10 protein-coding genes, 40 tRNA genes and 4 rRNA genes are annotated in these 20,472 nt (G+C 44.2%); 5 read left to right on the forward strand and 49 right to left on the reverse strand.

The genetic code is table 11. The features are described 5' to 3' along the window. The first annotated feature begins 185 nt into the window (after window positions 1-185). Window positions 186-1,106 carry a 1,4-dihydroxy-2-naphthoate polyprenyltransferase gene (locus tag MKY46_RS17935; RefSeq protein ID WP_036123142.1) on the forward strand — a complete coding sequence of 307 codons (921 nt, stop codon included), beginning with the start codon at window positions 186-188 and terminating at the stop codon, window positions 1,104-1,106. A 13-nt stretch (window positions 1,107-1,119) separates the two neighbouring features. Here the strand turns inward: MKY46_RS17935 and MKY46_RS17940 are convergent, their stop codons facing one another. The 26 genes from MKY46_RS17940 to MKY46_RS18065 form a co-directional block, all read right to left on the reverse strand. Beyond that, entirely contained in the window at window positions 1,120-2,046 is a 927-nt protein-coding gene (locus MKY46_RS17940; RefSeq protein WP_036123139.1) for a dipeptidase, read from the reverse strand. Between the two features lie 47 nt (window positions 2,047-2,093). Beyond that, entirely contained in the window at window positions 2,094-2,543 is a 450-nt protein-coding gene (locus MKY46_RS17945; RefSeq protein ID WP_340835038.1) for a TraR/DksA C4-type zinc finger protein, read from the reverse strand. Window positions 2,544-2,618: 75 nt separating this feature from the next. Next, the gene (locus MKY46_RS17950) at window positions 2,619-3,380 is read right to left on the reverse strand and encodes a MerR family transcriptional regulator (RefSeq protein ID WP_036123132.1); all 762 of its coding nucleotides are present in this window, start codon (window positions 3,378-3,380) and stop codon (window positions 2,619-2,621) included. 835 nt (window positions 3,381-4,215) lie between these two features. Then, window positions 4,216-5,418 (reverse strand): diaminopropionate ammonia-lyase, encoded by a 1,203-nt coding sequence (locus tag MKY46_RS17955; protein WP_036123129.1) that lies wholly within the window; start codon window positions 5,416-5,418, stop codon window positions 4,216-4,218. Between the two features lie 260 nt (window positions 5,419-5,678). After that, a tRNA-Glu gene (locus MKY46_RS17960) sits at window positions 5,679-5,750 on the reverse strand. Window positions 5,751-5,752: 2 nt separating this feature from the next. Continuing rightward, window positions 5,753-5,843: transfer RNA gene (locus MKY46_RS17965), tRNA-Ser, on the reverse strand. Between the two features lie 9 nt (window positions 5,844-5,852). Further along, a tRNA-Asn gene (locus MKY46_RS17970) sits at window positions 5,853-5,929 on the reverse strand. 7 nt (window positions 5,930-5,936) lie between these two features. After that, a tRNA-Ile gene (locus tag MKY46_RS17975) sits at window positions 5,937-6,010 on the reverse strand. Window position 6,011: 1 nt separating this feature from the next. Further along, a tRNA-Gly gene (locus tag MKY46_RS17980) sits at window positions 6,012-6,085 on the reverse strand. Window positions 6,086-6,090: 5 nt separating this feature from the next. Continuing rightward, window positions 6,091-6,166, reverse strand: a tRNA-Phe gene (locus tag MKY46_RS17985). 57 nt (window positions 6,167-6,223) lie between these two features. Further along, a tRNA-Asp gene (locus MKY46_RS17990) sits at window positions 6,224-6,299 on the reverse strand. Between the two features lie 3 nt (window positions 6,300-6,302). Further along, window positions 6,303-6,377, reverse strand: a tRNA-Met gene (locus tag MKY46_RS17995). 53 nt (window positions 6,378-6,430) lie between these two features. Then, a tRNA-Ser gene (locus MKY46_RS18000) sits at window positions 6,431-6,523 on the reverse strand. A gap of 15 nt (window positions 6,524-6,538) precedes the next feature. Further along, window positions 6,539-6,615: transfer RNA gene (locus MKY46_RS18005), tRNA-Ile, on the reverse strand. Between the two features lie 7 nt (window positions 6,616-6,622). Further along, window positions 6,623-6,696 (reverse strand) — tRNA-Met (locus MKY46_RS18010). 30 nt (window positions 6,697-6,726) lie between these two features. Next, window positions 6,727-6,802, reverse strand: a tRNA-Ala gene (locus MKY46_RS18015). A gap of 16 nt (window positions 6,803-6,818) precedes the next feature. Continuing rightward, window positions 6,819-6,895, reverse strand: a tRNA-Pro gene (locus MKY46_RS18020). 7 nt (window positions 6,896-6,902) lie between these two features. Beyond that, a tRNA-Arg gene (locus MKY46_RS18025) sits at window positions 6,903-6,979 on the reverse strand. An 8-nt stretch (window positions 6,980-6,987) separates the two neighbouring features. Further along, window positions 6,988-7,076: transfer RNA gene (locus tag MKY46_RS18030), tRNA-Leu, on the reverse strand. Between the two features lie 5 nt (window positions 7,077-7,081). Continuing rightward, window positions 7,082-7,156, reverse strand: a tRNA-Gly gene (locus MKY46_RS18035). 35 nt (window positions 7,157-7,191) lie between these two features. Then, a tRNA-Leu gene (locus tag MKY46_RS18040) sits at window positions 7,192-7,276 on the reverse strand. Window positions 7,277-7,293: 17 nt separating this feature from the next. Further along, window positions 7,294-7,369, reverse strand: a tRNA-Lys gene (locus MKY46_RS18045). A 6-nt stretch (window positions 7,370-7,375) separates the two neighbouring features. Next, window positions 7,376-7,451, reverse strand: a tRNA-Thr gene (locus MKY46_RS18050). A gap of 3 nt (window positions 7,452-7,454) precedes the next feature. Then, window positions 7,455-7,530 (reverse strand) — tRNA-Val (locus tag MKY46_RS18055). A gap of 10 nt (window positions 7,531-7,540) precedes the next feature. After that, window positions 7,541-7,656: ribosomal RNA gene (rrf, locus tag MKY46_RS18060) — 5S ribosomal RNA — on the reverse strand. Window positions 7,657-7,993: 337 nt separating this feature from the next. Next, window positions 7,994-9,064 (reverse strand): cysteine desulfurase family protein, encoded by a 1,071-nt coding sequence (locus tag MKY46_RS18065; RefSeq protein WP_051891688.1) that lies wholly within the window; start codon window positions 9,062-9,064, stop codon window positions 7,994-7,996. Between the two features lie 100 nt (window positions 9,065-9,164). On the opposite strand from MKY46_RS18065, the gene nadB reads away from it, so the two are divergent. The 4 genes from nadB (at window position 9,165) to MKY46_RS18085 (ending at window position 13,272) form a co-directional block, all read left to right on the forward strand. Continuing rightward, window positions 9,165-10,751 carry an L-aspartate oxidase gene (gene nadB, locus MKY46_RS18070; RefSeq protein WP_036124689.1) on the forward strand — a complete coding sequence of 529 codons (1,587 nt, stop codon included), beginning with the start codon at window positions 9,165-9,167 and terminating at the stop codon, window positions 10,749-10,751. Further along, the gene (nadC, locus tag MKY46_RS18075) at window positions 10,708-11,568 is read left to right on the forward strand and encodes a carboxylating nicotinate-nucleotide diphosphorylase (RefSeq protein ID WP_036124688.1); all 861 of its coding nucleotides are present in this window, start codon (window positions 10,708-10,710) and stop codon (window positions 11,566-11,568) included. The genes nadB and nadC overlap by 44 nt, the downstream gene beginning before the upstream one ends. Further along, window positions 11,555-12,658, forward strand: coding sequence for a quinolinate synthase NadA (gene nadA, locus MKY46_RS18080; protein WP_036124686.1), 1,104 nt, complete (start codon window positions 11,555-11,557; stop codon window positions 12,656-12,658). Before nadC ends, nadA begins: the two co-directional genes overlap by 14 nt. A gap of 197 nt (window positions 12,659-12,855) precedes the next feature. Continuing rightward, window positions 12,856-13,272: a VOC family protein gene (locus tag MKY46_RS18085; protein ID WP_036124685.1), complete on the forward strand. Its 417-nt coding sequence runs from the start codon at window positions 12,856-12,858 to the stop codon at window positions 13,270-13,272. A gap of 60 nt (window positions 13,273-13,332) precedes the next feature. On the opposite strand, the gene MKY46_RS18090 is transcribed toward MKY46_RS18085, so the two are convergent. The 23 genes from MKY46_RS18090 to MKY46_RS18200 all read right to left on the reverse strand — a co-directional run bounded on the left by MKY46_RS18090 (window position 13,333) and on the right by MKY46_RS18200 (window position 20,289). Continuing rightward, window positions 13,333-13,404: transfer RNA gene (locus tag MKY46_RS18090), tRNA-Glu, on the reverse strand. A 2-nt stretch (window positions 13,405-13,406) separates the two neighbouring features. Next, window positions 13,407-13,497: transfer RNA gene (locus MKY46_RS18095), tRNA-Ser, on the reverse strand. A 9-nt stretch (window positions 13,498-13,506) separates the two neighbouring features. Beyond that, window positions 13,507-13,583: transfer RNA gene (locus MKY46_RS18100), tRNA-Asn, on the reverse strand. A gap of 7 nt (window positions 13,584-13,590) precedes the next feature. Beyond that, window positions 13,591-13,664: transfer RNA gene (locus MKY46_RS18105), tRNA-Ile, on the reverse strand. Window position 13,665: 1 nt separating this feature from the next. After that, window positions 13,666-13,739 (reverse strand) — tRNA-Gly (locus tag MKY46_RS18110). Window positions 13,740-13,744: 5 nt separating this feature from the next. After that, a tRNA-Phe gene (locus tag MKY46_RS18115) sits at window positions 13,745-13,820 on the reverse strand. A gap of 57 nt (window positions 13,821-13,877) precedes the next feature. Further along, window positions 13,878-13,953 (reverse strand) — tRNA-Asp (locus MKY46_RS18120). Between the two features lie 3 nt (window positions 13,954-13,956). Then, a tRNA-Met gene (locus MKY46_RS18125) sits at window positions 13,957-14,031 on the reverse strand. 53 nt (window positions 14,032-14,084) lie between these two features. Beyond that, window positions 14,085-14,177: transfer RNA gene (locus MKY46_RS18130), tRNA-Ser, on the reverse strand. 15 nt (window positions 14,178-14,192) lie between these two features. Further along, window positions 14,193-14,269: transfer RNA gene (locus MKY46_RS18135), tRNA-Ile, on the reverse strand. Window positions 14,270-14,276: 7 nt separating this feature from the next. Then, window positions 14,277-14,350 (reverse strand) — tRNA-Met (locus tag MKY46_RS18140). 30 nt (window positions 14,351-14,380) lie between these two features. After that, window positions 14,381-14,456, reverse strand: a tRNA-Ala gene (locus MKY46_RS18145). A gap of 16 nt (window positions 14,457-14,472) precedes the next feature. Further along, window positions 14,473-14,549, reverse strand: a tRNA-Pro gene (locus tag MKY46_RS18150). A gap of 7 nt (window positions 14,550-14,556) precedes the next feature. Continuing rightward, a tRNA-Arg gene (locus MKY46_RS18155) sits at window positions 14,557-14,633 on the reverse strand. A gap of 8 nt (window positions 14,634-14,641) precedes the next feature. Next, a tRNA-Leu gene (locus tag MKY46_RS18160) sits at window positions 14,642-14,730 on the reverse strand. 5 nt (window positions 14,731-14,735) lie between these two features. Next, window positions 14,736-14,810, reverse strand: a tRNA-Gly gene (locus MKY46_RS18165). Between the two features lie 35 nt (window positions 14,811-14,845). Next, window positions 14,846-14,930 (reverse strand) — tRNA-Leu (locus MKY46_RS18170). 17 nt (window positions 14,931-14,947) lie between these two features. Further along, a tRNA-Lys gene (locus MKY46_RS18175) sits at window positions 14,948-15,023 on the reverse strand. 6 nt (window positions 15,024-15,029) lie between these two features. Further along, window positions 15,030-15,105, reverse strand: a tRNA-Thr gene (locus MKY46_RS18180). A gap of 3 nt (window positions 15,106-15,108) precedes the next feature. Then, a tRNA-Val gene (locus tag MKY46_RS18185) sits at window positions 15,109-15,184 on the reverse strand. A 10-nt stretch (window positions 15,185-15,194) separates the two neighbouring features. After that, window positions 15,195-15,310: ribosomal RNA gene (rrf, locus tag MKY46_RS18190) — 5S ribosomal RNA — on the reverse strand. Window positions 15,311-15,500: 190 nt separating this feature from the next. Continuing rightward, window positions 15,501-18,428 (reverse strand): 23S ribosomal RNA (locus MKY46_RS18195). Between the two features lie 309 nt (window positions 18,429-18,737). Further along, window positions 18,738-20,289: ribosomal RNA gene (locus MKY46_RS18200) — 16S ribosomal RNA — on the reverse strand. Together the 16S, 23S and 5S rRNA genes with 20 tRNA genes alongside form the textbook arrangement of a ribosomal RNA operon. Window positions 20,290-20,472 lie beyond the last annotated feature (183 nt).

Genomic DNA, 20,472 nt, shown 5'->3' on the forward strand with positions numbered 1-20,472 from the left:
GGTTGGCAACACTGTTATTCGTACTGTTGCTAATCATTCTTATTTATTTTCAGTTCATAAATGCATGTTCTATTGTATCATTTTTTTTCATTAAACAGTATGTAATAAGCTGTGAACCTACCCATTTTCTCATTCTTCGTTTAAAATAAGAAGAGTCGACAACATTTGAAGGAGAGAAAGACCTTATGACCAAAGTCATTGAAGCTGATAGGGGTTTGAAAGTTTGGTGGCATTTAACACGTCCACATACTTTAACCGCTTCATTTGTTCCCGTATTTCTTGGGACAGCAATTGCTCTAGCAATTGAAAAAGAAACAATTGATTTTGGACTATTTTTTGCTATGCTCATTGCAAGTATGCTTATTCAAGCAGCAACGAATATGTTCAATGAATATTATGATTACAAATTAGGATTAGATAACGAGCATTCTGTCGGAATTGGCGGAACGATTGTCCGTCATGGTGTACAGCCGAAAACAATTATGTTGATTGCGTTAAGCTTCTATGCCATTGCTATGCTTCTTGGCATTTACATATGTGCCTCAACATCTTGGTGGTTAGCAGCTGTAGGGCTTGTTTGTATGCTTATTGGTTTCTTATATACAGGTGGACCTTATCCAATCGCCTATTCCCCATTTGGAGAAATTGTTTCTGGGGCAGTAATGGGCATGGGCATTGTGTTAATCGCCTTCTATATTCAAACGCTTACAGTGACACTCGATGCTGTATTGCTGTCTGTGCCAAGCATGATTTTAGTCGGTGCTATTATGTTATCGAACAATATCCGTGATATTGTTGGCGATACAGAAGGTGGACGAAAAACATTGGCTATTTTAGTAGGACGCGATAATGCGATTTCTGTGTTATCTGGCTTTTTTATCGTCTCGTATTTATGGGTAATCGCCCTTGTAGCAGTTGATGGCATTACTTTTTGGGCATTAATTATTTTCCTAAGTATTCCAAAACCATTACGTGCTATTCAAATTTTCCGAGACAAAAAAGAAGCCAAAGAAGTAATGCCTGCGATGAAATATACAGCACAAACGAATACATTCTTCGGCTTCCTATTAGGAATCGGTTTATTAATTTATTATTTCTTTTATTAAAAATGCGGCAGCCTTAACGGGTTGCTGCTTTTTTTATATAACGTCTGAAATTTTGACTTGCGATACCATGCACTTCTTCGGCTGAAAAACGTGAGCGTAGTGCCTCTACTAAATTTTGTGCTTCTCCTGCATGCGCTAAGCCTTTGACAGTCCTATCAATCCCATCGAAATCTGAACCTAATCCTATGTGCTCGACACCTACTAATTTTGCTAAATGCTCCACATGATCCACTAAATGTTCTAGTGTTGCATCTTTACCAATGAAGGGTGGGAAGTAAACTACATGGATATGTCCCCCATGTTCTACAAGCGCCTTTGCTTGGGCATCCGTTAAATTACGTGGGTGGTCACATAGTGTACGTGCATTACTATGACTTGCAAGAATATGCTTCGCTAAAGGCAACACGTCCCAAAAGCTTTGTTCATTCAGATGAGAGACATCAATAATAATATCTCGCTCATTTAGTAATTGTATAACTTCTTGACCAAACGGCTTCAATCCTAAACTTGCATCCTGTTCAGCTCCATGTGCAACAGCATTTTCTTCATTCCATGTTAAGCCTACTAATTTTACACCAGCATCTAGTACGGCTGTCAGTTTTGCTAAATCATCACCAATGGCATTGCAGCCCTCTAAGCTTAAAACAGCTCCTATCTCATGTGGAGCTATTCGGTCTAACTGCGCCCAATCTGTTATATGCACCATGCCCTCTGTTTGTAAAACATGGGTATGAAATGCTTCAATTTGGCGCATGACCTCAAGAAATTGCAGATTTTGTGGGATTTCTGGGTCAATAAAGATGGCGAATACTTGAGCCTCTATTTGCCCTAATTGCAGTCTTTTTTGATTGGTATGAAGACGCTCATCCTCTGCAAAATTTGCCGTTTCAAGAGTTGTTAATTTTAAAAGCGCATCACAATGTAAATCAATAATCTTCATATCCTCACCTCTACAGCTATTATACTGCTTTCACGAGGAAAAACTGACTAAATTTTATCTTGCGGTGTATCGGAAGAGCCAAATTCCTCAAGTTCAATAAAATCATCAGATCTTGGTGTTGAAGATAGTACATCTTCTTCCACCGGTCGTAAATTTTCTTCTTTCTGTTCTGCATGCTCCACGCATGTCAGAGCTTGCGGCATAGCCTCTAAACGTCCTAATGGAATGTCTTCACCACAGACCACACATTTACCATATGTTCCGTCTGCCATTGCTTGAAGAGCTTTTTTAATTTCCTCCGCATTGTCGCCAAGATGCTCATCCATAGCCATTTCTGTTAGCTGATCCGTTAAATCACTCGCATTATCAGCAGGATGATTATCATAATTAGATAGCTCTGTCGCTTGGGGACGCTCTGATTCCTCTAATCGTCGTTCAATTTCTTGCAATTCTTGCTCTAGTTGTCTTTTTAATTGTTGCATTACTTGTTGATCCAAAAAAATCTCCTCCTCATGCCTTCATTTTTTCCCAATTTACGATTTCTAAAACATGTCAGCATAAGGAAGACCTATTTATTTACTCGTGTAAGCTATGATTGCATCGTGTAAAAATTGTGCAGTTCCCATTGCACCTCGCTCATCATAATAAGCCGTAAATCGTTCGTCAGCTATATACATTTGTGCAAGTCCTGCATGGGCCTCTTGAGAATATTCATTCCATGTAAAGCTTAGCCAGCGTTTATGCAATTCTGCCACTTCCATCGCAATGTCACTTGTAGGATTCCCGAGCTCCATAGCCTCTGCTAACCGCTCAAACATTTGCTGTTCTAGCTCTTGCATCGCCTGATATTGTTGCTCTGTCATATTCATAAGCTTAGCATTCGAAGCATCCACTGTGCCTTCTCCATATTTCGCACGAATTTCTTGTCCGTATTGCTTTTCATTATCTTCGATTAACCTTTCTTTAAAACCTTTAAATTTTTCTTCATTGGACATCGGTTGTTCCCCCTCAATGGATTGTATTGTTTTTTCTACCGTCTGTAAGATTGTTACAAGCTGTTCCTGGCGTTGAAGCAAAGCTGCTCTATGTGTTTTTAGCGCCTCTGCATGTTGAAAATTTGGCGCCTTAATAATCGCTTGAATCGTCGCAAGTTTCATATCTAATGCACGATAAAATAAAATCTGCTGTAGCATATCGACCTCCAATTGGCCATAGAATCGATACCCTGCCTCATTTGTTCTGGCTGGCTTCAGCAACCCAATTTCATCATAATAACGCAATGTTCTCGTGCTAACACCCGACAATTGAGCAAGCTCCTGAATGGAATATTCCATGTGCTCACCTCCTTTAATGCTACTGTAAACTTTGACGCAACGTTAAGGTCAAGACAAAATAAAAAATATTAATCGAACTATAATCAGCCTTTCAGAATATATAATTTCATAAAAATCTATAATCCGAGTTTTTATAAGCCGATATGAATAATAAATATTTCACAGGAACGTGATAGGATGAAGTGCCCAAATTGTCACCATAAGAGTCATACAAAACAAGTACTAACTTTGCCTTCTCCATCCCTCTTTACAGTATGCTTGACCAATTTGGATGGATTGCTAAGCCACTTTCAGCAAATGAAGTTCGTGCTGTTGCGAATGTTTATGAAAACAGTCAACTATCTATTATTGAAACAGAATCCACTAACGAAGCAGACGCTATACTAGCTGGTCAATTCGTGTAAGCATTCCGTTTGTATTATGAGATGGCACTCAATGAGGGTGATTTTTATTGGATTGCTGATATGCTTGCACTTGGCAGTTCAGCTTATCAAGAATTAGAGAATGAAATTACATATTACTTCTATTTAAAACAATGGGGTATTAGATGTACAATTTTCAAATGGTCAATACTATGTGGATATGAACGAAACGTGTGATTTTTATGATGCATAAGAAAATTATCAATTCTATGATTGCTATAAGACCTATACTGTTACAATAGATGATTATGGTGCTTTTAAAATTGCCCATATTACTATTCACTAATAAGGTCTTTTACAATCGTAAAATAAGCAAGGAAAAAATAAACTATCGCGAGATACTCTTATTTCGCAATAGTTCGTTTCTTCTGCATTGTTTTGGTAGTTTAAAAATGATCCAGCTATCTTACTGTTCATTGATTCGCATATTTCCCATGCCACACTATGTGATGATAATTCTTTTTATCTGTGTCACCCTCTGTATTAATAAACAACACCCTCGCATGTTCGTCTAGCTGTAGGTCGAGTATTAAATCTTTGTAGTGTTCATTAGTCATTAATTCATAAAAGCAACCAAACGGAGCCGCTCCTGATTCTCCTGCTATAATACGTGAGTCTGAAGCCAATGGATTTGCAAGAACGCGCATTCCTGTTGCTGCTATTTCTTCCCCACAGGAGATGCTTATTTTTATATGGGCTTTTAAAAGTTGCCAAGCCTGTGGATTAGGTTCACCGCAAGCAAGGCCTGCCATTATGGTTTTCATCTCTCCACCAACAGTTACATATTGCTCAGTACCTGCCTTAAAGCTCTCATAATAACAATTAGCAACATGTGGCTCAACTAACACAAATGTAATATCCTGCTCATAATATTGTTGTAAAAAAGCTACTACTGCCCCTGCAAATGACCCAACACCAGCTTGTAAAAATACATGTGTCGGAGCTTGCTGCATCTGTTCAACGATTTCATGTACAAGTGTTGTGTAGCCTTGCATAATCCATAATGGTATTTCTTCGTAGCCATCCCACATCGTATCCTGAATCAGGACCCAGCCATTTTCTTGTGCTAGCTGCGAGGTATAACGCACGGTTTCATCATAATTCATTGTCGTTATTTCAGCATAGGCTCCTTCTTTTTTAATATGCTGTAAACGTTCATCGGCACTGCCAGCTGGCATATATATTCGCGCTTGATACCCTAGTTCACGAGCCGCCCATGCCACACCACGACCATGGTTACCATCTGTTGTTGAAATAAAGGTTAAATTTCCTACCTGCGCTTTTACTTCTGATGATTTTAATTGTTCAAACGATAGTTCCTCTATATTTTTCTGGAGTCTATTGGCAACATACTGCGCAATTGCATAAACTCCGCCTAATACTTTAAATGCGTTTAAGCCAAATCGATAGGATTCGTCTTTTACCAAGATTTTTTCTACACCCATCCATGAAGCAAGTGAATCAAGATGATGGAGAGGTGTCTTTTCAAATTGCTCATATGTACGTAGGAATTGCCCCACTTTCTTTACTTGTTCCAATGTAAAATATGGCAGTAAAGCTGTTCCTTCATTTGCTTTGTCCAGCTGATTGTGCACCCACTTTAATTTTTCATTCATTCCTATCCCTCCTCTATCATTAGCTTAGTCCATCTAGCTCCAAAATACAAAATTATACAATACAGAACTTACATTTGTCTAAGTTCCTTGTTATGCGTTTATGATCCCCTACGGAAAAGAGAGAAAAATTTCTTAACTTCCTATATAATTAACAAGCCTTCACAGATTCGATGTTCTGTGAAGGCTTCATTTTTATAGTAACTATGTTATCAAATCAATTAAAAAGTGCAGTAGATGTAATTCATCTACTGCACTTAGTATGACCCGTACGGGATTCGAACCCGTGTTACCGCCGTGAAAGGGCGGTGTCTTAACCACTTGACCAACGGGCCAATGGCGGAGAAGGAGGGATTTGAACCCTCGCGCCGGTTACCCGACCTACACCCTTAGCAGGGGCGCCTCTTCAGCCTCTTGAGTACTTCCCCACATAAAAATGGCTCCGAAGGCAGGACTCGAACCTGCGACAACCTGATTAACAGTCAGGTGCTACTACCAACTGAGCTACTTCGGAATAATAATGGGCCTAAATGGACTCGAACCATCGACCTCACGCTTATCAGGCGTGCGCTCTAACCAGCTGAGCTATAGGCCCTTGGAGCGGGTGATGGGAATCGAACCCACGACATCAGCTTGGAAGGCTGAGGTTTTACCATTAAACTACACCCGCATAAATGGTGGGTCAGGACGGAATCGAACCGCCGACACTTAGAGCTTCAATCTAATGCTCTACCAACTGAGCTACTGACCCATTTCGTCCATGCTAAGCTTATTTTCTTTTGCTTATCATATCTTCTTATGAAAATAATGGCGGTCCCGACCGGGATCGAACCGGCGATCTCCTGCGTGACAGGCAGGCATGTTAACCGCTACACCACGGGACCATTTGGTTGCGGGGGCCGGATTTGAACCAACGACCTTCGGGTTATGAGCCCGACGAGCTACCACTGCTCCACCCCGCGATAATTTTATACTGTTTCGAGTTTTTAAAGCACCATTTATAAAGATTTAAAACTGGAGGAGGTAGAGGGATTCGAACCCCCGCGCGGTGTTACCCGCCTGTCGGTTTTCAAGACCGATCCCTTCAGCCAGACTTGGGTATACCTCCGTTGCAATATATAAATGGTGGACCTTGCAGGACTCGAACCTGCGACCGGACGGTTATGAGCCGTCTGCTCTAACCAACTGAGCTAAAGGTCCTTTAAGATGGCGGCAGAGGGGATCGAACCCCCGACCTTACGGGTATGAACCGTACGCTCTAGCCAGCTGAGCTACGCCGCCAGGATCTTTATACTGGTTAATTTATTATGGTGGTGGAGCCTAGCGGGATCGAACCGCTGACCTCCTGCGTGCAAGGCAGGCGCTCTCCCAGCTGAGCTAAGGCCCCATAATTTCTTTGGAAATGGTCGGGAAGACAGGATTCGAACCTGCGACCCCTTGGTCCCAAACCAAGTGCTCTACCAAGCTGAGCTACTTCCCGTTCTTTTTGGCGCGCCCGACAGGAGTCGAACCCATAACCTTCTGATCCGTAGTCAGACGCTCTATCCAATTGAGCTACGGGCGCATTAAAAATGGTGCCGAGGACCGGAATCGAACCGGTACGGTAGTCACCTACCGCAGGATTTTAAGTCCTGTGCGTCTGCCAGTTCCGCCACCCCGGCACATTTGGAGCGGAAGACGAGGTTCGAACTCGCGACCCCCACCTTGGCAAGGTGGTGTTCTACCACTGAACTACTTCCGCATGTGCATAAGTTTTTTTATCTGGCAATGAAATAATGGTGCGGGTGAAGGGAGTCGAACCCCCACGCCTTGCGGCGCTAGATCCTAAGTCTAGTGCGTCTGCCAATTCCGCCACACCCGCTTATTATTATTTAAAAATGGTGAGCCATGAAGGACTCGAACCTTCGACCCTCTGATTAAAAGTCAGATGCTCTACCAACTGAGCTAATGGCTCTAAAAATGGTGCCGGCTATAGGAATCGAACCCACGACCTACTGATTACAAGTCAGTTGCTCTACCTGCTGAGCTAAACCGGCATATGGTGGAGGATGACGGGCTCGAACCGCCGACCCTCTGCTTGTAAGGCAGATGCTCTCCCAGCTGAGCTAATCCTCCTGGGTACTATGCCTAGCGACGTCCTACTCTCACAGGGGGAAGCCCCCAACTACCATCGGCGCTAAAGAGCTTAACTTCCGTGTTCGGTATGGGAACGGGTGTGACCTCTTTGCCATCATCACTAGACTTGCACATGGATGTGCTGGCTTCTGCGTTGCAACATGGATGTTGCGTTCTTAGCAGAAGTTTCTTTATGTATCTTGTTTTGAAGTTGTTTACCTGTCCTTCAAGACAAGAATTATTGTATAACGTTTTCTCACATTGTGCAATACTTTTTTATAAAAAAAAGAAATTATTACTTTTTGAAGTTATTTTTGCTAAGTAAGAGAAAATATTGCCCTGCAAAATATTATAACAATTGTTGTTTCAAAAGAAAACAATTATTTTATTTCACCTATTTTCTTAGCTTATAATCTATTTCAAAACAAGGAAAGGGTATAGAAAACCCTTCACTTGTTATTCATTAAATAGTTAAAAGCTCTTGTTTTAATCTTAGAATTTCTTCAAATGTTGTGGAAGCTCCAAAAGATAGTCTAAAAAATTGGCGTGCTGCTTCCAAAGAGTAACCCATTGATAAAATAGCTTTCGTTCCAGATTCACTATGAATATCACATGCACTCCCCGTCGAAATACAGATTCCTGCCTCATTTAACTTTAAAAGAACATATTGCCCCTCTATTTTATCCATCATTACGCCACAAATATTAGGCAATTGTTGGTTACATTCTATTAATTGGCATGTTTCAGGCAAATTGTTCTTCAAAAATCTTCTTAAAGTCTCATAATATTGTCTTTCATATTGATAGTTTTCAATTGCTGCCGCAAAGGCTACAATTGCTGGTGTATCTAATGTACCGCCTCTTAAACCCCTCTCATGAGTTACACCCGGTGTTAAGGCAGGTACTCGGAGCGCAGGATTCAGATAGACAGCACCACACCCCTTTGGTCCACCTATTTTATGAGCTGAGATTGTAATGGCATCTACTCCACTTGGTATAGCAAGCTTCCCAAATGATTGTACACAGTCAATATGACTGAAAACATCAGATTTTTTAGCCATCTCTATTATTTTCTCTACAGGCTGAATAGCACCAATTTCAGAATTGACATGTTGAATTGTAATCAAAGCCGTATCTTTGCGGATTGCTTGTTGTAATTGTTCAAGGTCAATACATCCATCCATCTGTAAAGGCAATTTTGTCACCCTAAAACCCATTTTCTCAAGTGTATTCAACGCTGCATGCACAGACGTATGCTCAGCTTGAGATGCAATAATGTGTTTTCCTTTTTTAGAGGCCAGCGCTAATGACAAGATAGCCAGGATATTTCCTTCTGTCCCGCTCCCTGTAAAAATAATACCGTCACTATTTACGCCTAAAGCATTGGCTACAACCTCTCTTGATTGCTGGGCAAAATAATAGGCTTGTCCTCCTAAATCATGAAGACTTGCACTATTTCCATAATAACGCTGTGCTACCTCTACATAAGCTGCAAGAGCCTCCTTCGTCATCGGTGATGTCGCAGCATAATCCATATAAATCATTGTCTTCTCCCTCTCTAGTTCATCAAGTCTTGTTTTCTTTTTTATTTTATGTAAAGATAAGTGTCAAGACAACTGTAAAGAGGGTATAACTATGGATGTAAAGACAGATGTCCTTATAATCGGCAGTGGAATTGCTGCACTTCAAGCTGCTTTACTGCTCGAAGAACATTTTCAAGTACAAATTGTTACAAAATCATCTCTTTATATGAGTAGTTCTTATCGTGCACAAGGTGGCATCGCTGCTGTTACAAGTGAGAAAGATCATATTGAACACCACATTGCTGATACATTGAAAGCTGGAGAATATCATCACGAGAAAAAACATGTTACTACACTCATAGAAGATGGCACTAAAATCATGCAGAAATATTTAAAGACTGGTCTCCCTATCGATCGTCATGTTGATGGAAAACCGGCTCTAGGACTCGAAGGGGCACATAGTCATCATCGTATTCTACATGCAGGTGGTGATCGTACTGGTCAAATTTTCATAGATTACTTACTTCATAAACTTTCGCCTAAAACAAAGGTGAATTGCTATGAAATGGCTTATGAGCTTTTACGGAATACAGATGGTGACTGCATAGGCGCACTTACCAAAGGACAGAAAGGCATTACACGCTATTTGGCCCATCATGTCATTTTAGCGACAGGTGGTGCAGGTGCACTCTATTCAAGCACATCTAATTATCCAACCAATACAGGTGACGGCATCGCGTTAGCATTTCGCGCAGGTGCTGCCATCAGTGATATGGAATTTATGCAGTTCCACCCTAGTCTGCTTTGGTGTGAAAATGAGGCGAAGGGATTAGTTTCCGAAGCTGTTCGAGGTGCTGGTGGCATCTTTGTCGATGCACAGCGTCAGCCCATTATGACAGGCTTACATGCCCAACTTGACTTAGCACCAAGACATATTACGGCACTTGCACTTTTTAAAAAACGTGCTGCTGGTGAGGAGACGTTTATTGATATTACTAACATTCAAAATTTTGAAGTGAAATTCCCAACAATTGCTCAGCTTTGCTATGACAATCAAGTTTATTTACAAGATGGCTTAATTCCTGTAGCTCCAGGAAGTCATTTCTTAATGGGGGGCGTTATTGCTGATGACAAAGGAAGAACCACTATACCTAATCTATATGCAGTGGGGGAAGTTGCCTGTACAGGTGTCCATGGTGCGAACCGTTTAGCAAGTAACTCCCTATTGGAAGGTATTACGTTTGGGCAAAGAATGGCTCAGTTCATCATTCAACATGGTTGCCATCAAAAAAATTTCACACATAACCACCATCAATGTGCTGAAATAATGCCATCTTTATTTAGCAAACAGCAGTTACAGCAATACATGATGCAGTCTTTAGGCATCGTGCGAAACGTTAATGACTTGCAGCATTTTATTCAGCAATTACCCTCCTTACAATCACTTCTTTATACGAATCTAAAGGGTCTAGAACAAGCTGAATTGGAACTATTTATGATGCATGTTGTCGCAACATTAATGGCACATGCTGCAATTACACGAACGGAAACACGTGGTGCTCACATTCGTACGGATAAATTAGAAATGGACGCACACTGGGCAAGTCGTTGGATTATTTTTTCGCAAGGCCAAATGAAAGTGAGGAACTCATTGTATGAATATCATCAAACTCGAGGAAATGCTCAAGCAATTTTTTAATGAGGATTTAGGTGATGGGGATTTATCGAGTGAATATATCTTTTCAGCTGAACAGCAGGGATCTTTTTCTTTTTATGCTAAAGAAAATGGGGTTTTCTGCGGGGCACTCATTATTGAGTATGGCTTTCACTTACTCGATCGATCAATAAAAATCCAACTTCTAAAAAAAGATGGAGAGACAGTAAAGACTGGTGATGTGCTTGCTGTGGTAAAGGGACCCTTACAAAAATTATTAATAGGTGAGCGCGTTATATTAAATCTTATTCAGCGTATGTCCGCTATTGCGACAGCGACCCATCATGCCGTTCGAGAAACAGCTGGTACGCATGCGAAAATATGTGATACGCGTAAAACCATGCCTGGATTGCGTATGTTGGATAAATATGCTGTTAGAATCGGTGGTGGCTTTAATCATCGTAATGGCCTGTATGATGCCATCATGCTAAAGGATAACCACATTGCCTTTGCTGGTAGCATTACAAAAGCTGTTCAGGCCGCTAGAGCAAAAGTCGGTCATACTGTAAAAATCGAAGTGGAAATTGAAACAAAGGACCAGCTAGAAGAAGCCATCATTGCTGGAGCAGATATTATTATGTTTGATAACCGTAGTCCAGAAGAAATACGAGCATGGCTTCTCACTGTCCCTTCTTCTATTGTGACAGAGGCATCAGGAGGCATCACACTTGAAAATTTAAAGGCCTATGCACAATCAGGTGTTCAGTTTATTTCACTTGGTTCATTAACGCATTCCGTTAAAGCCTTTGACATTAGTGCACTCGTTCAAATGAAAGGAGATCATTCCCTTGTCCATAACTAGTTTATTACAACAAACGACACTACTTCCAGAGCATTACCGGGCATTATCCGTAAAGGAAATGGAATCTCGTATTTTATCAATAAAGCAAAAATTAGGATCTAAACTATTTATACCAGGACATCATTATCAAAAAGATGAAGTCATTCAATTTGCAGATGCAACTGGTGATTCCCTACAGTTAGCTCAATTATCTGCCGCAAACAAAGAAGCTGAGCATATTGTATTTTGCGGTGTGCATTTTATGGCTGAAACTGCTGATATGCTGACAACGAAACAGCAACATGTCTATTTACCAGATATGCGTGCAGGTTGTTCAATGGCTGATATGGCTGATATTTATCAAACAGAACAAGCATGGCCGATTCTTCAGCAACTCTTTGGTGATACAATTATCCCGCTAACTTATGTCAATTCAACTGCTGCCATTAAAGCCTTTACGGGAAGACATGGTGGTGCCTGTGTCACTTCATCGAATGCTAAGGAGCTTGTTCAATGGGCATTTACACAAAAACAGCGTATTTTCTTTTTACCTGACCAACATTTAGGAAGAAATACTGCCTATGATTTAGGTATTCCACTTAAAAATATGGCTGTTTGGAATCCCCATAAGAATATGCTTGAAACAAATGAGCCGCTTGAGAACATTCAGGTTATTCTATGGAAAGGTCATTGCTCTGTACATGAAGGATTTACGGTTCACCATACGGAGGTTGTTCGCAAAGAACATCCAACTATGCAAATTATTGTTCACCCTGAATGCAGTCGTGAAGTTGTAGCAGCTGCCGATGATGCAGGTTCCACAAAATACATCATTGAGACAATCAATCGTGCACCAAGCGGATCGGCATGGGCTATTGGAACAGAAATGAACCTTGTCAATCGCATAATGAAGCAGCATCTAGATAAACATATTATCTCTTTAAATGAAAATTTTTGTCCTTGCTTAACAATGAATCGCATTGACCTTCCCCATCTGTTGTGGAGCTTAGAAAGTATTGAGCAGGGGCAACCACATAACCGTATCCAAGTAGATGAATATACTACAGCTGAAGCACTTAGCTCTCTCGAAAGAATGCTAGCACGAGGATAATTAGGTTGCTTTAAAAGCAGAGATGGTGTAAAAAAACGTCTCTGCTTTTTATGTTCATATAACATCTATTTTGAATAGCTTAAACAACTGCCATTTTCAAATGCATCATCATTGATCCAATCAAAGAATATCCATCTATTGCTGAAATTGACATGGCTTTATGCTCTATGCTACTGTCGATTTGGAGGTGAAAATAAATGGCTTTTCAATCGAAAAATATTTTTATCAATTTACCAGTGAAAGATCTAAACAAATCCATCAACTTCTTTAAGGAACTAGGTTTTGAGTTCAATCAACAATTTAGCGATGAGACTACAGCCTCAATGATTATTAGTGAAAATATCTTCGCATTAATGATGGTGGAAGAACGATTCAAAGGGTTTAGTAAGAAGGAAATTACAAATACTACTACGTCTGCAGAAGCAATTTTATGTCTATCTGCTGAAAATCGAGAGCAAGTAGATCAATTAGTAAATAAGGCACTGGCCTCCGGTGGTAAATCTTATAGTGAACCCCAAGATCATGGGTTTATGTATGGCTGGGGATTTCAGGATGTAGATGGGCATATCTGGGAAGTAGTTTATATGGATGAAAATGCATTGAATCAAGAGTGATATTTATATCTATGAATATGAAAAAACAGTAGATGCGTATGCATTTACTGTTTTTTAGTATGACCCGTACGGGATTCGAACCCGTGTTACCGCCGTGAAAGGGCGGTGTCTTAACCACTTGACCAACGGGCCAATGGCGGAGAAGGAGGGATTTGAACCCTCGCGCCGGTTACCCGACCTACACCCTTAGCAGGGGCGCCTCTTCAGCCTCTTGAGTACTTCCCCACATAAAAATGGCTCCGAAGGCAGGACTCGAACCTGCGACAACCTGATTAACAGTCAGGTGCTACTACCAACTGAGCTACTTCGGAATAATAATGGGCCTAAATGGACTCGAACCATCGACCTCACGCTTATCAGGCGTGCGCTCTAACCAGCTGAGCTATAGGCCCTTGGAGCGGGTGATGGGAATCGAACCCACGACATCAGCTTGGAAGGCTGAGGTTTTACCATTAAACTACACCCGCATAAATGGTGGGTCAGGACGGAATCGAACCGCCGACACTTAGAGCTTCAATCTAATGCTCTACCAACTGAGCTACTGACCCATTTCGTCCATGCTAAGCTTATTTTCTTTTGCTTATCATATCTTCTTATGAAAATAATGGCGGTCCCGACCGGGATCGAACCGGCGATCTCCTGCGTGACAGGCAGGCATGTTAACCGCTACACCACGGGACCATTTGGTTGCGGGGGCCGGATTTGAACCAACGACCTTCGGGTTATGAGCCCGACGAGCTACCACTGCTCCACCCCGCGATAATTTTATACTGTTTCGAGTTTTTAAAGCACCATTTATAAAGATTTAAAACTGGAGGAGGTAGAGGGATTCGAACCCCCGCGCGGTGTTACCCGCCTGTCGGTTTTCAAGACCGATCCCTTCAGCCAGACTTGGGTATACCTCCGTTGCAATATATAAATGGTGGACCTTGCAGGACTCGAACCTGCGACCGGACGGTTATGAGCCGTCTGCTCTAACCAACTGAGCTAAAGGTCCTTTAAGATGGCGGCAGAGGGGATCGAACCCCCGACCTTACGGGTATGAACCGTACGCTCTAGCCAGCTGAGCTACGCCGCCAGGATCTTTATACTGGTTAATTTATTATGGTGGTGGAGCCTAGCGGGATCGAACCGCTGACCTCCTGCGTGCAAGGCAGGCGCTCTCCCAGCTGAGCTAAGGCCCCATAATTTCTTTGGAAATGGTCGGGAAGACAGGATTCGAACCTGCGACCCCTTGGTCCCAAACCAAGTGCTCTACCAAGCTGAGCTACTTCCCGTTCTTTTTGGCGCGCCCGACAGGAGTCGAACCCATAACCTTCTGATCCGTAGTCAGACGCTCTATCCAATTGAGCTACGGGCGCATTAAAAATGGTGCCGAGGACCGGAATCGAACCGGTACGGTAGTCACCTACCGCAGGATTTTAAGTCCTGTGCGTCTGCCAGTTCCGCCACCCCGGCACATTTGGAGCGGAAGACGAGGTTCGAACTCGCGACCCCCACCTTGGCAAGGTGGTGTTCTACCACTGAACTACTTCCGCATGTGCATAAGTTTTTTTATCTGGCAATGAAATAATGGTGCGGGTGAAGGGAGTCGAACCCCCACGCCTTGCGGCGCTAGATCCTAAGTCTAGTGCGTCTGCCAATTCCGCCACACCCGCTTATTATTATTTAAAAATGGTGAGCCATGAAGGACTCGAACCTTCGACCCTCTGATTAAAAGTCAGATGCTCTACCAACTGAGCTAATGGCTCTAAAAATGGTGCCGGCTATAGGAATCGAACCCACGACCTACTGATTACAAGTCAGTTGCTCTACCTGCTGAGCTAAACCGGCATATGGTGGAGGATGACGGGCTCGAACCGCCGACCCTCTGCTTGTAAGGCAGATGCTCTCCCAGCTGAGCTAATCCTCCTGGGTATTATGCCTAGCGACGTCCTACTCTCACAGGGGGAAGCCCCCAACTACCATCGGCGCTAAAGAGCTTAACTTCCGTGTTCGGTATGGGAACGGGTGTGACCTCTTTGCCATCATCACTAGACTATGGTCGACCTTCAATACACGGCGTATTACTGCGTCAGCTGCTCTCGTTCAATCAGTCACGTACAGAAGTACGCTCCTTCAATCACTCGTTTGCTTCCTTGTTCTACTTGTGTCTTGAAGCTCTTTTTTTATTGAAAGTTTTGTTCTTTCAAAACTGGATAAACGGTTCATTGAATGGTTCAAACATTTTGGTTAAGTCCTCGATCGATTAGTATTCGTCAGCTCCATGTGTCACCACACTTCCACCTCGAACCTATCTACCTCATCGTCTTTGAGGGATCTTACTTACTTGCGTAATGGGAAATCTCATCTTGAGGGGGGCTTCATGCTTAGATGCTTTCAGCACTTATCCCGTCCACACATAGCTACCCAGCGATGCCTTTGGCAAGACAACTGGTACACCAGCGGTGTGTCCATCCCGGTCCTCTCGTACTAAGGACAGCTCCTCTCAAATTTCCTACGCCCACGACGGATAGGGACCGAACTGTCTCACGACGTTCTGAACCCAGCTCGCGTACCGCTTTAATGGGCGAACAGCCCAACCCTTGGGACCGACTACAGCCCCAGGATGCGATGAGCCGACATCGAGGTGCCAAACCTCCCCGTCGATGTGGACTCTTGGGGGAGATAAGCCTGTTATCCCCGGGGTAGCTTTTATCCGTTGAGCGATGGCCCTTCCATGCGGAACCACCGGATCACTAAGCCCGTCTTTCGACCCTGCTCGACTTGTAGGTCTCGCAGTCAAGCTCCCTTGTGCCTTTACACTCTACGAATGATTTCCAACCATTCTGAGGGAACCTTTGGGCGCCTCCGTTACCTTTTAGGAGGCGACCGCCCCAGTCAAACTGTCCGCCTGACACTGTCTCCTGCCCCGCTAAGGGGCATGGGTTAGAATTTCAATACAACCAGGGTAGTATCCCACCGACGCCTCCTTCGAAGCTGGCGCTCCGAGATCTCTGGCTCCTACCTATCCTGTACAAGTTGTACCAAAATTCAATATCAGGCTACAGTAAAGCTCCACGGGGTCTTTCCGTCCTGTCGCGGGTAACCTGCATCTTCACAGGTACTATAATTTCACCGAGTCTCTCGTTGAGACAGTGCCCAGATCGTTACGCCTTTCGTGCGGGTCGGAACTTACCCGACAAGGAATTTCGCTACCTTAGGACCGTTATAGTTACGGCCGCCGTTTACTGGGGCTTCAATTCGCAGCTTCGCTTGCGCTAACCACTCCTCTTAACCTTCCAGCACCGGGCAGGCGTCAGCCCCTATACGTCACCTTACGGTTTTGCAGAGACCTGTGTTTTTGCTAAACAGTCGCCTGGGCCTATTCACTGCGGCTCTCATGCGCTTGCACGCTCAAGAGCACCCCTTCTCCCGAAGTTACGGGGTCATTTTGCCGAGTTCCTTAACGAGAGTTCTCTCGCACACCTTAGGATTCTCTCCTCGACTACCTGTGTCGGTTTGCGGTACGGGCACCTCTCACCTCGATAGAGGCTTTTCTTGGCAGTGTGAAATCAGGAACTTCGTCCATACGGACTCGCCATCACAGCTCAACGTTACAGTGTGCGGATTTGCCTACACACACGCCTTACTGCTTGGACGCGCATAACCAACAGCGCGCTTACCCTATCCTACTGCGTCCCCCCATTTCTCAAACGGTGAGGAGGTGGTACAGGAATATCAACCTGTTGTCCATCGCCTACGCCTATCGGCCTCGGCTTAGGTCCCGACTAACCCTGAGCGGACGAGCCTTCCTCAGGAAACCTTAGTCATACGGTGGACGGGATTCTCACCCGTCTTTCGCTACTCATACCGGCATTCTCACTTCTAAGCGCTCCACCAGTCCTTCCGGTCTGACTTCAACGCACTTAGAACGCTCTCCTACCACTGACATCGTAGATGTCAATCCACAGCTTCGGTGAATCGTTTAGCCCCGATACATTTTCGGCGCAGCGTCACTCGACCAGTGAGCTATTACGCACTCTTTAAATGATGGCTGCTTCTAAGCCAACATCCTGGTTGTCTGTGCAACGCCACATCCTTTTCCACTTAACGATTACTTTGGGACCTTAGCTGGTGGTCTGGGCTGTTTCCCTTTTGACTACGGATCTTATCACTCGCAGTCTGACTCCCGTGTATAAATATCTGGCATTCGGAGTTTGTCTGAATTCGGTAAACCGGGATGGCCCCCTAGTCCAAACAGTGCTCTACCTCCAGTATTCTCATCACGAGGCTAGCCCTAAAGCTATTTCGGAGAGAACCAGCTATCTCCAAGTTCGATTGGAATTTCTCCGCTACCCACACCTCATCCCCGCACTTTTCAACGTGCGTGGGTTCGGGCCTCCAGTAAGTGTTACCTTACCTTCACCCTGGACATGGGTAGATCACCTGGTTTCGGGTCTACGACCACGTACTATTTCGCCCTATTCAGACTCGCTTTCGCTGCGGCTCCGCCTTCTAAAGCTTAACCTCGCACGTAATCGTAACTCGCCGGTTCATTCTACAAAAGGCACGCTATCACCCATTAACGGGCTCTAACTACTTGTAGGCACACGGTTTCAGGATCTCTTTCACTCCCCTTCCGGGGTGCTTTTCACCTTTCCCTCACGGTACTGGTTCACTATCGGTCACTAGGTAGTATTTAGCCTTGGGAGATGGTCCTCCCGGATTCCGACGGAATTTCACGTGTTCCGCCGTACTCAGGATCCACTCAGGAGAGAACGAACTTTCGACTACAGGGCTTTTACCTGCTCTGGCGGACCTTTCCAAGTCGCTTCATCTAACTCGCTCTTTTGTAACTCCGTATTGAGTGTCCTACAACCCCAAGAGGCAAGCCTCTTGGTTTGGGCTCTTCCCGTTTCGCTCGCCGCTACTCAGGGAATCGATTTTTCTTTCTCTTCCTCCAGGTACTTAGATGTTTCAGTTCCCTGGGTCTGCCTTCAAGACGCTATGTATTCACGTCAAGATACTACGCGATTAAACGTAGTGGGTTCCCCCATTCGGAAATCTCCGGATCAAAGCTCACTTACAGCTCCCCGAAGCATATCGGTGTTAGTGCCGTCCTTCTTCGGCTCCTAGTGCCAAGGCATTCGCCGTGCGCCCTTAATAACTTAACCTAACGGCTTTCAATACACATCACATTTCGTTGTCAGCTTCACTTGTTCAATCAGTCACGTACTCAAGTACGCTCCTTCATTCACTCGATTGCTTCCTAGAACTGCTCGTGTCTTGAAACCCTCTTAATGTTATTAAGCCTATAAAAAAACTTAAAAAAATAAATGTGTTTGTTACAATTTCAATGTCGTTTTATCCAGTTTTCAAAGAACAAGTTTTGAAGATTTTCATTCAAGAAGAATGAACCTTCAAAACTGAACGCAAAACGTAATCTTACAAACCCTAGGTTTGTATTCCGAAATAATCCTTAGAAAGGAGGTGATCCAGCCGCACCTTCCGATACGGCTACCTTGTTACGACTTCACCCCAATCATCTATCCCACCTTCGGCGGCTGGCTCCAAAAGGTTACCTCACCGACTTCGGGTGTTACAAACTCTCGTGGTGTGACGGGCGGTGTGTACAAGGCCCGGGAACGTATTCACCGCGGCATGCTGATCCGCGATTACTAGCGATTCCGGCTTCATGTAGGCGAGTTGCAGCCTACAATCCGAACTGAGAACGACTTTATCGGATTAGCTCCCTCTCGCGAGTTGGCAACCGTTTGTATCGTCCATTGTAGCACGTGTGTAGCCCAGGTCATAAGGGGCATGATGATTTGACGTCATCCCCACCTTCCTCCGGTTTGTCACCGGCAGTCACCTTAGAGTGCCCAACTAAATGATGGCAACTAAGATCAAGGGTTGCGCTCGTTGCGGGACTTAACCCAACATCTCACGACACGAGCTGACGACAACCATGCACCACCTGTCACCGTTGCCCCCGAAGGGGAAACTATATCTCTACAGTGGTCAACGGGATGTCAAGACCTGGTAAGGTTCTTCGCGTTGCTTCGAATTAAACCACATGCTCCACCGCTTGTGCGGGCCCCCGTCAATTCCTTTGAGTTTCAGTCTTGCGACCGTACTCCCCAGGCGGAGTGCTTAATGCGTTAGCTGCAGCACTAAGGGGCGGAAACCCCCTAACACTTAGCACTCATCGTTTACGGCGTGGACTACCAGGGTATCTAATCCTGTTTGCTCCCCACGCTTTCGCGCCTCAGTGTCAGTTACAGACCAGATAGTCGCCTTCGCCACTGGTGTTCCTCCAAATCTCTACGCATTTCACCGCTACACTTGGAATTCCACTATCCTCTTCTGCACTCAAGTCTCCCAGTTTCCAATGACCCTCCACGGTTGAGCCGTGGGCTTTCACATCAGACTTAAGAAACCACCTGCGCGCGCTTTACGCCCAATAATTCCGGACAACGCTTGCCACCTACGTATTACCGCGGCTGCTGGCACGTAGTTAGCCGTGGCTTTCTAATAAGGTACCGTCAAGGTACAGCCAGTTACTACTGTACTTGTTCTTCCCTTACAACAGAGTTTTACGAACCGAAATCCTTCTTCACTCACGCGGCGTTGCTCCATCAGGCTTTCGCCCATTGTGGAAGATTCCCTACTGCTGCCTCCCGTAGGAGTCTGGGCCGTGTCTCAGTCCCAGTGTGGCCGATCACCCTCTCAGGTCGGCTACGCATCGTCGCCTTGGTGAGCCGTTACCTCACCAACTAGCTAATGCGCCGCGGGCCCATCCTATAGCGACAGCCGAAACCGTCTTTTAGTGTTTCACCATGAGGTGAAACAGATTATTCGGTATTAGCCCCGGTTTCCCGGAGTTATCCCAAACTATAAGGTAGGTTGCCCACGTGTTACTCACCCGTCCGCCGCTAACGTCGAAGGAGCAAGCTCCTTCTCTGTTCGCTCGACTTGCATGTATTAGGCACGCCGCCAGCGTTCGTCCTGAGCCAGGATCAAACTCTCCATAAAAGAAATTTGAATAGCTCAAATTGTTTTGCTGGCATCATTTTGATGTCCAAAATTTTGTTTCGTTCACTAACCGAAGTTAGTTACTGAAAACTTTATTGATTACGTTTTGCTTGTTCAGTTTTCAAGGTTCATTTTATTCGAGTCGTTTTCAGCGACTTTATTATCATATCTTGTTCACAACAA

The sequence above is a fragment of the Lysinibacillus sp. FSL M8-0355 genome, from assembly GCF_038008985.1.
GTDB classification, from domain to species: domain Bacteria; phylum Bacillota; class Bacilli; order Bacillales_A; family Planococcaceae; genus Lysinibacillus; species Lysinibacillus fusiformis_D.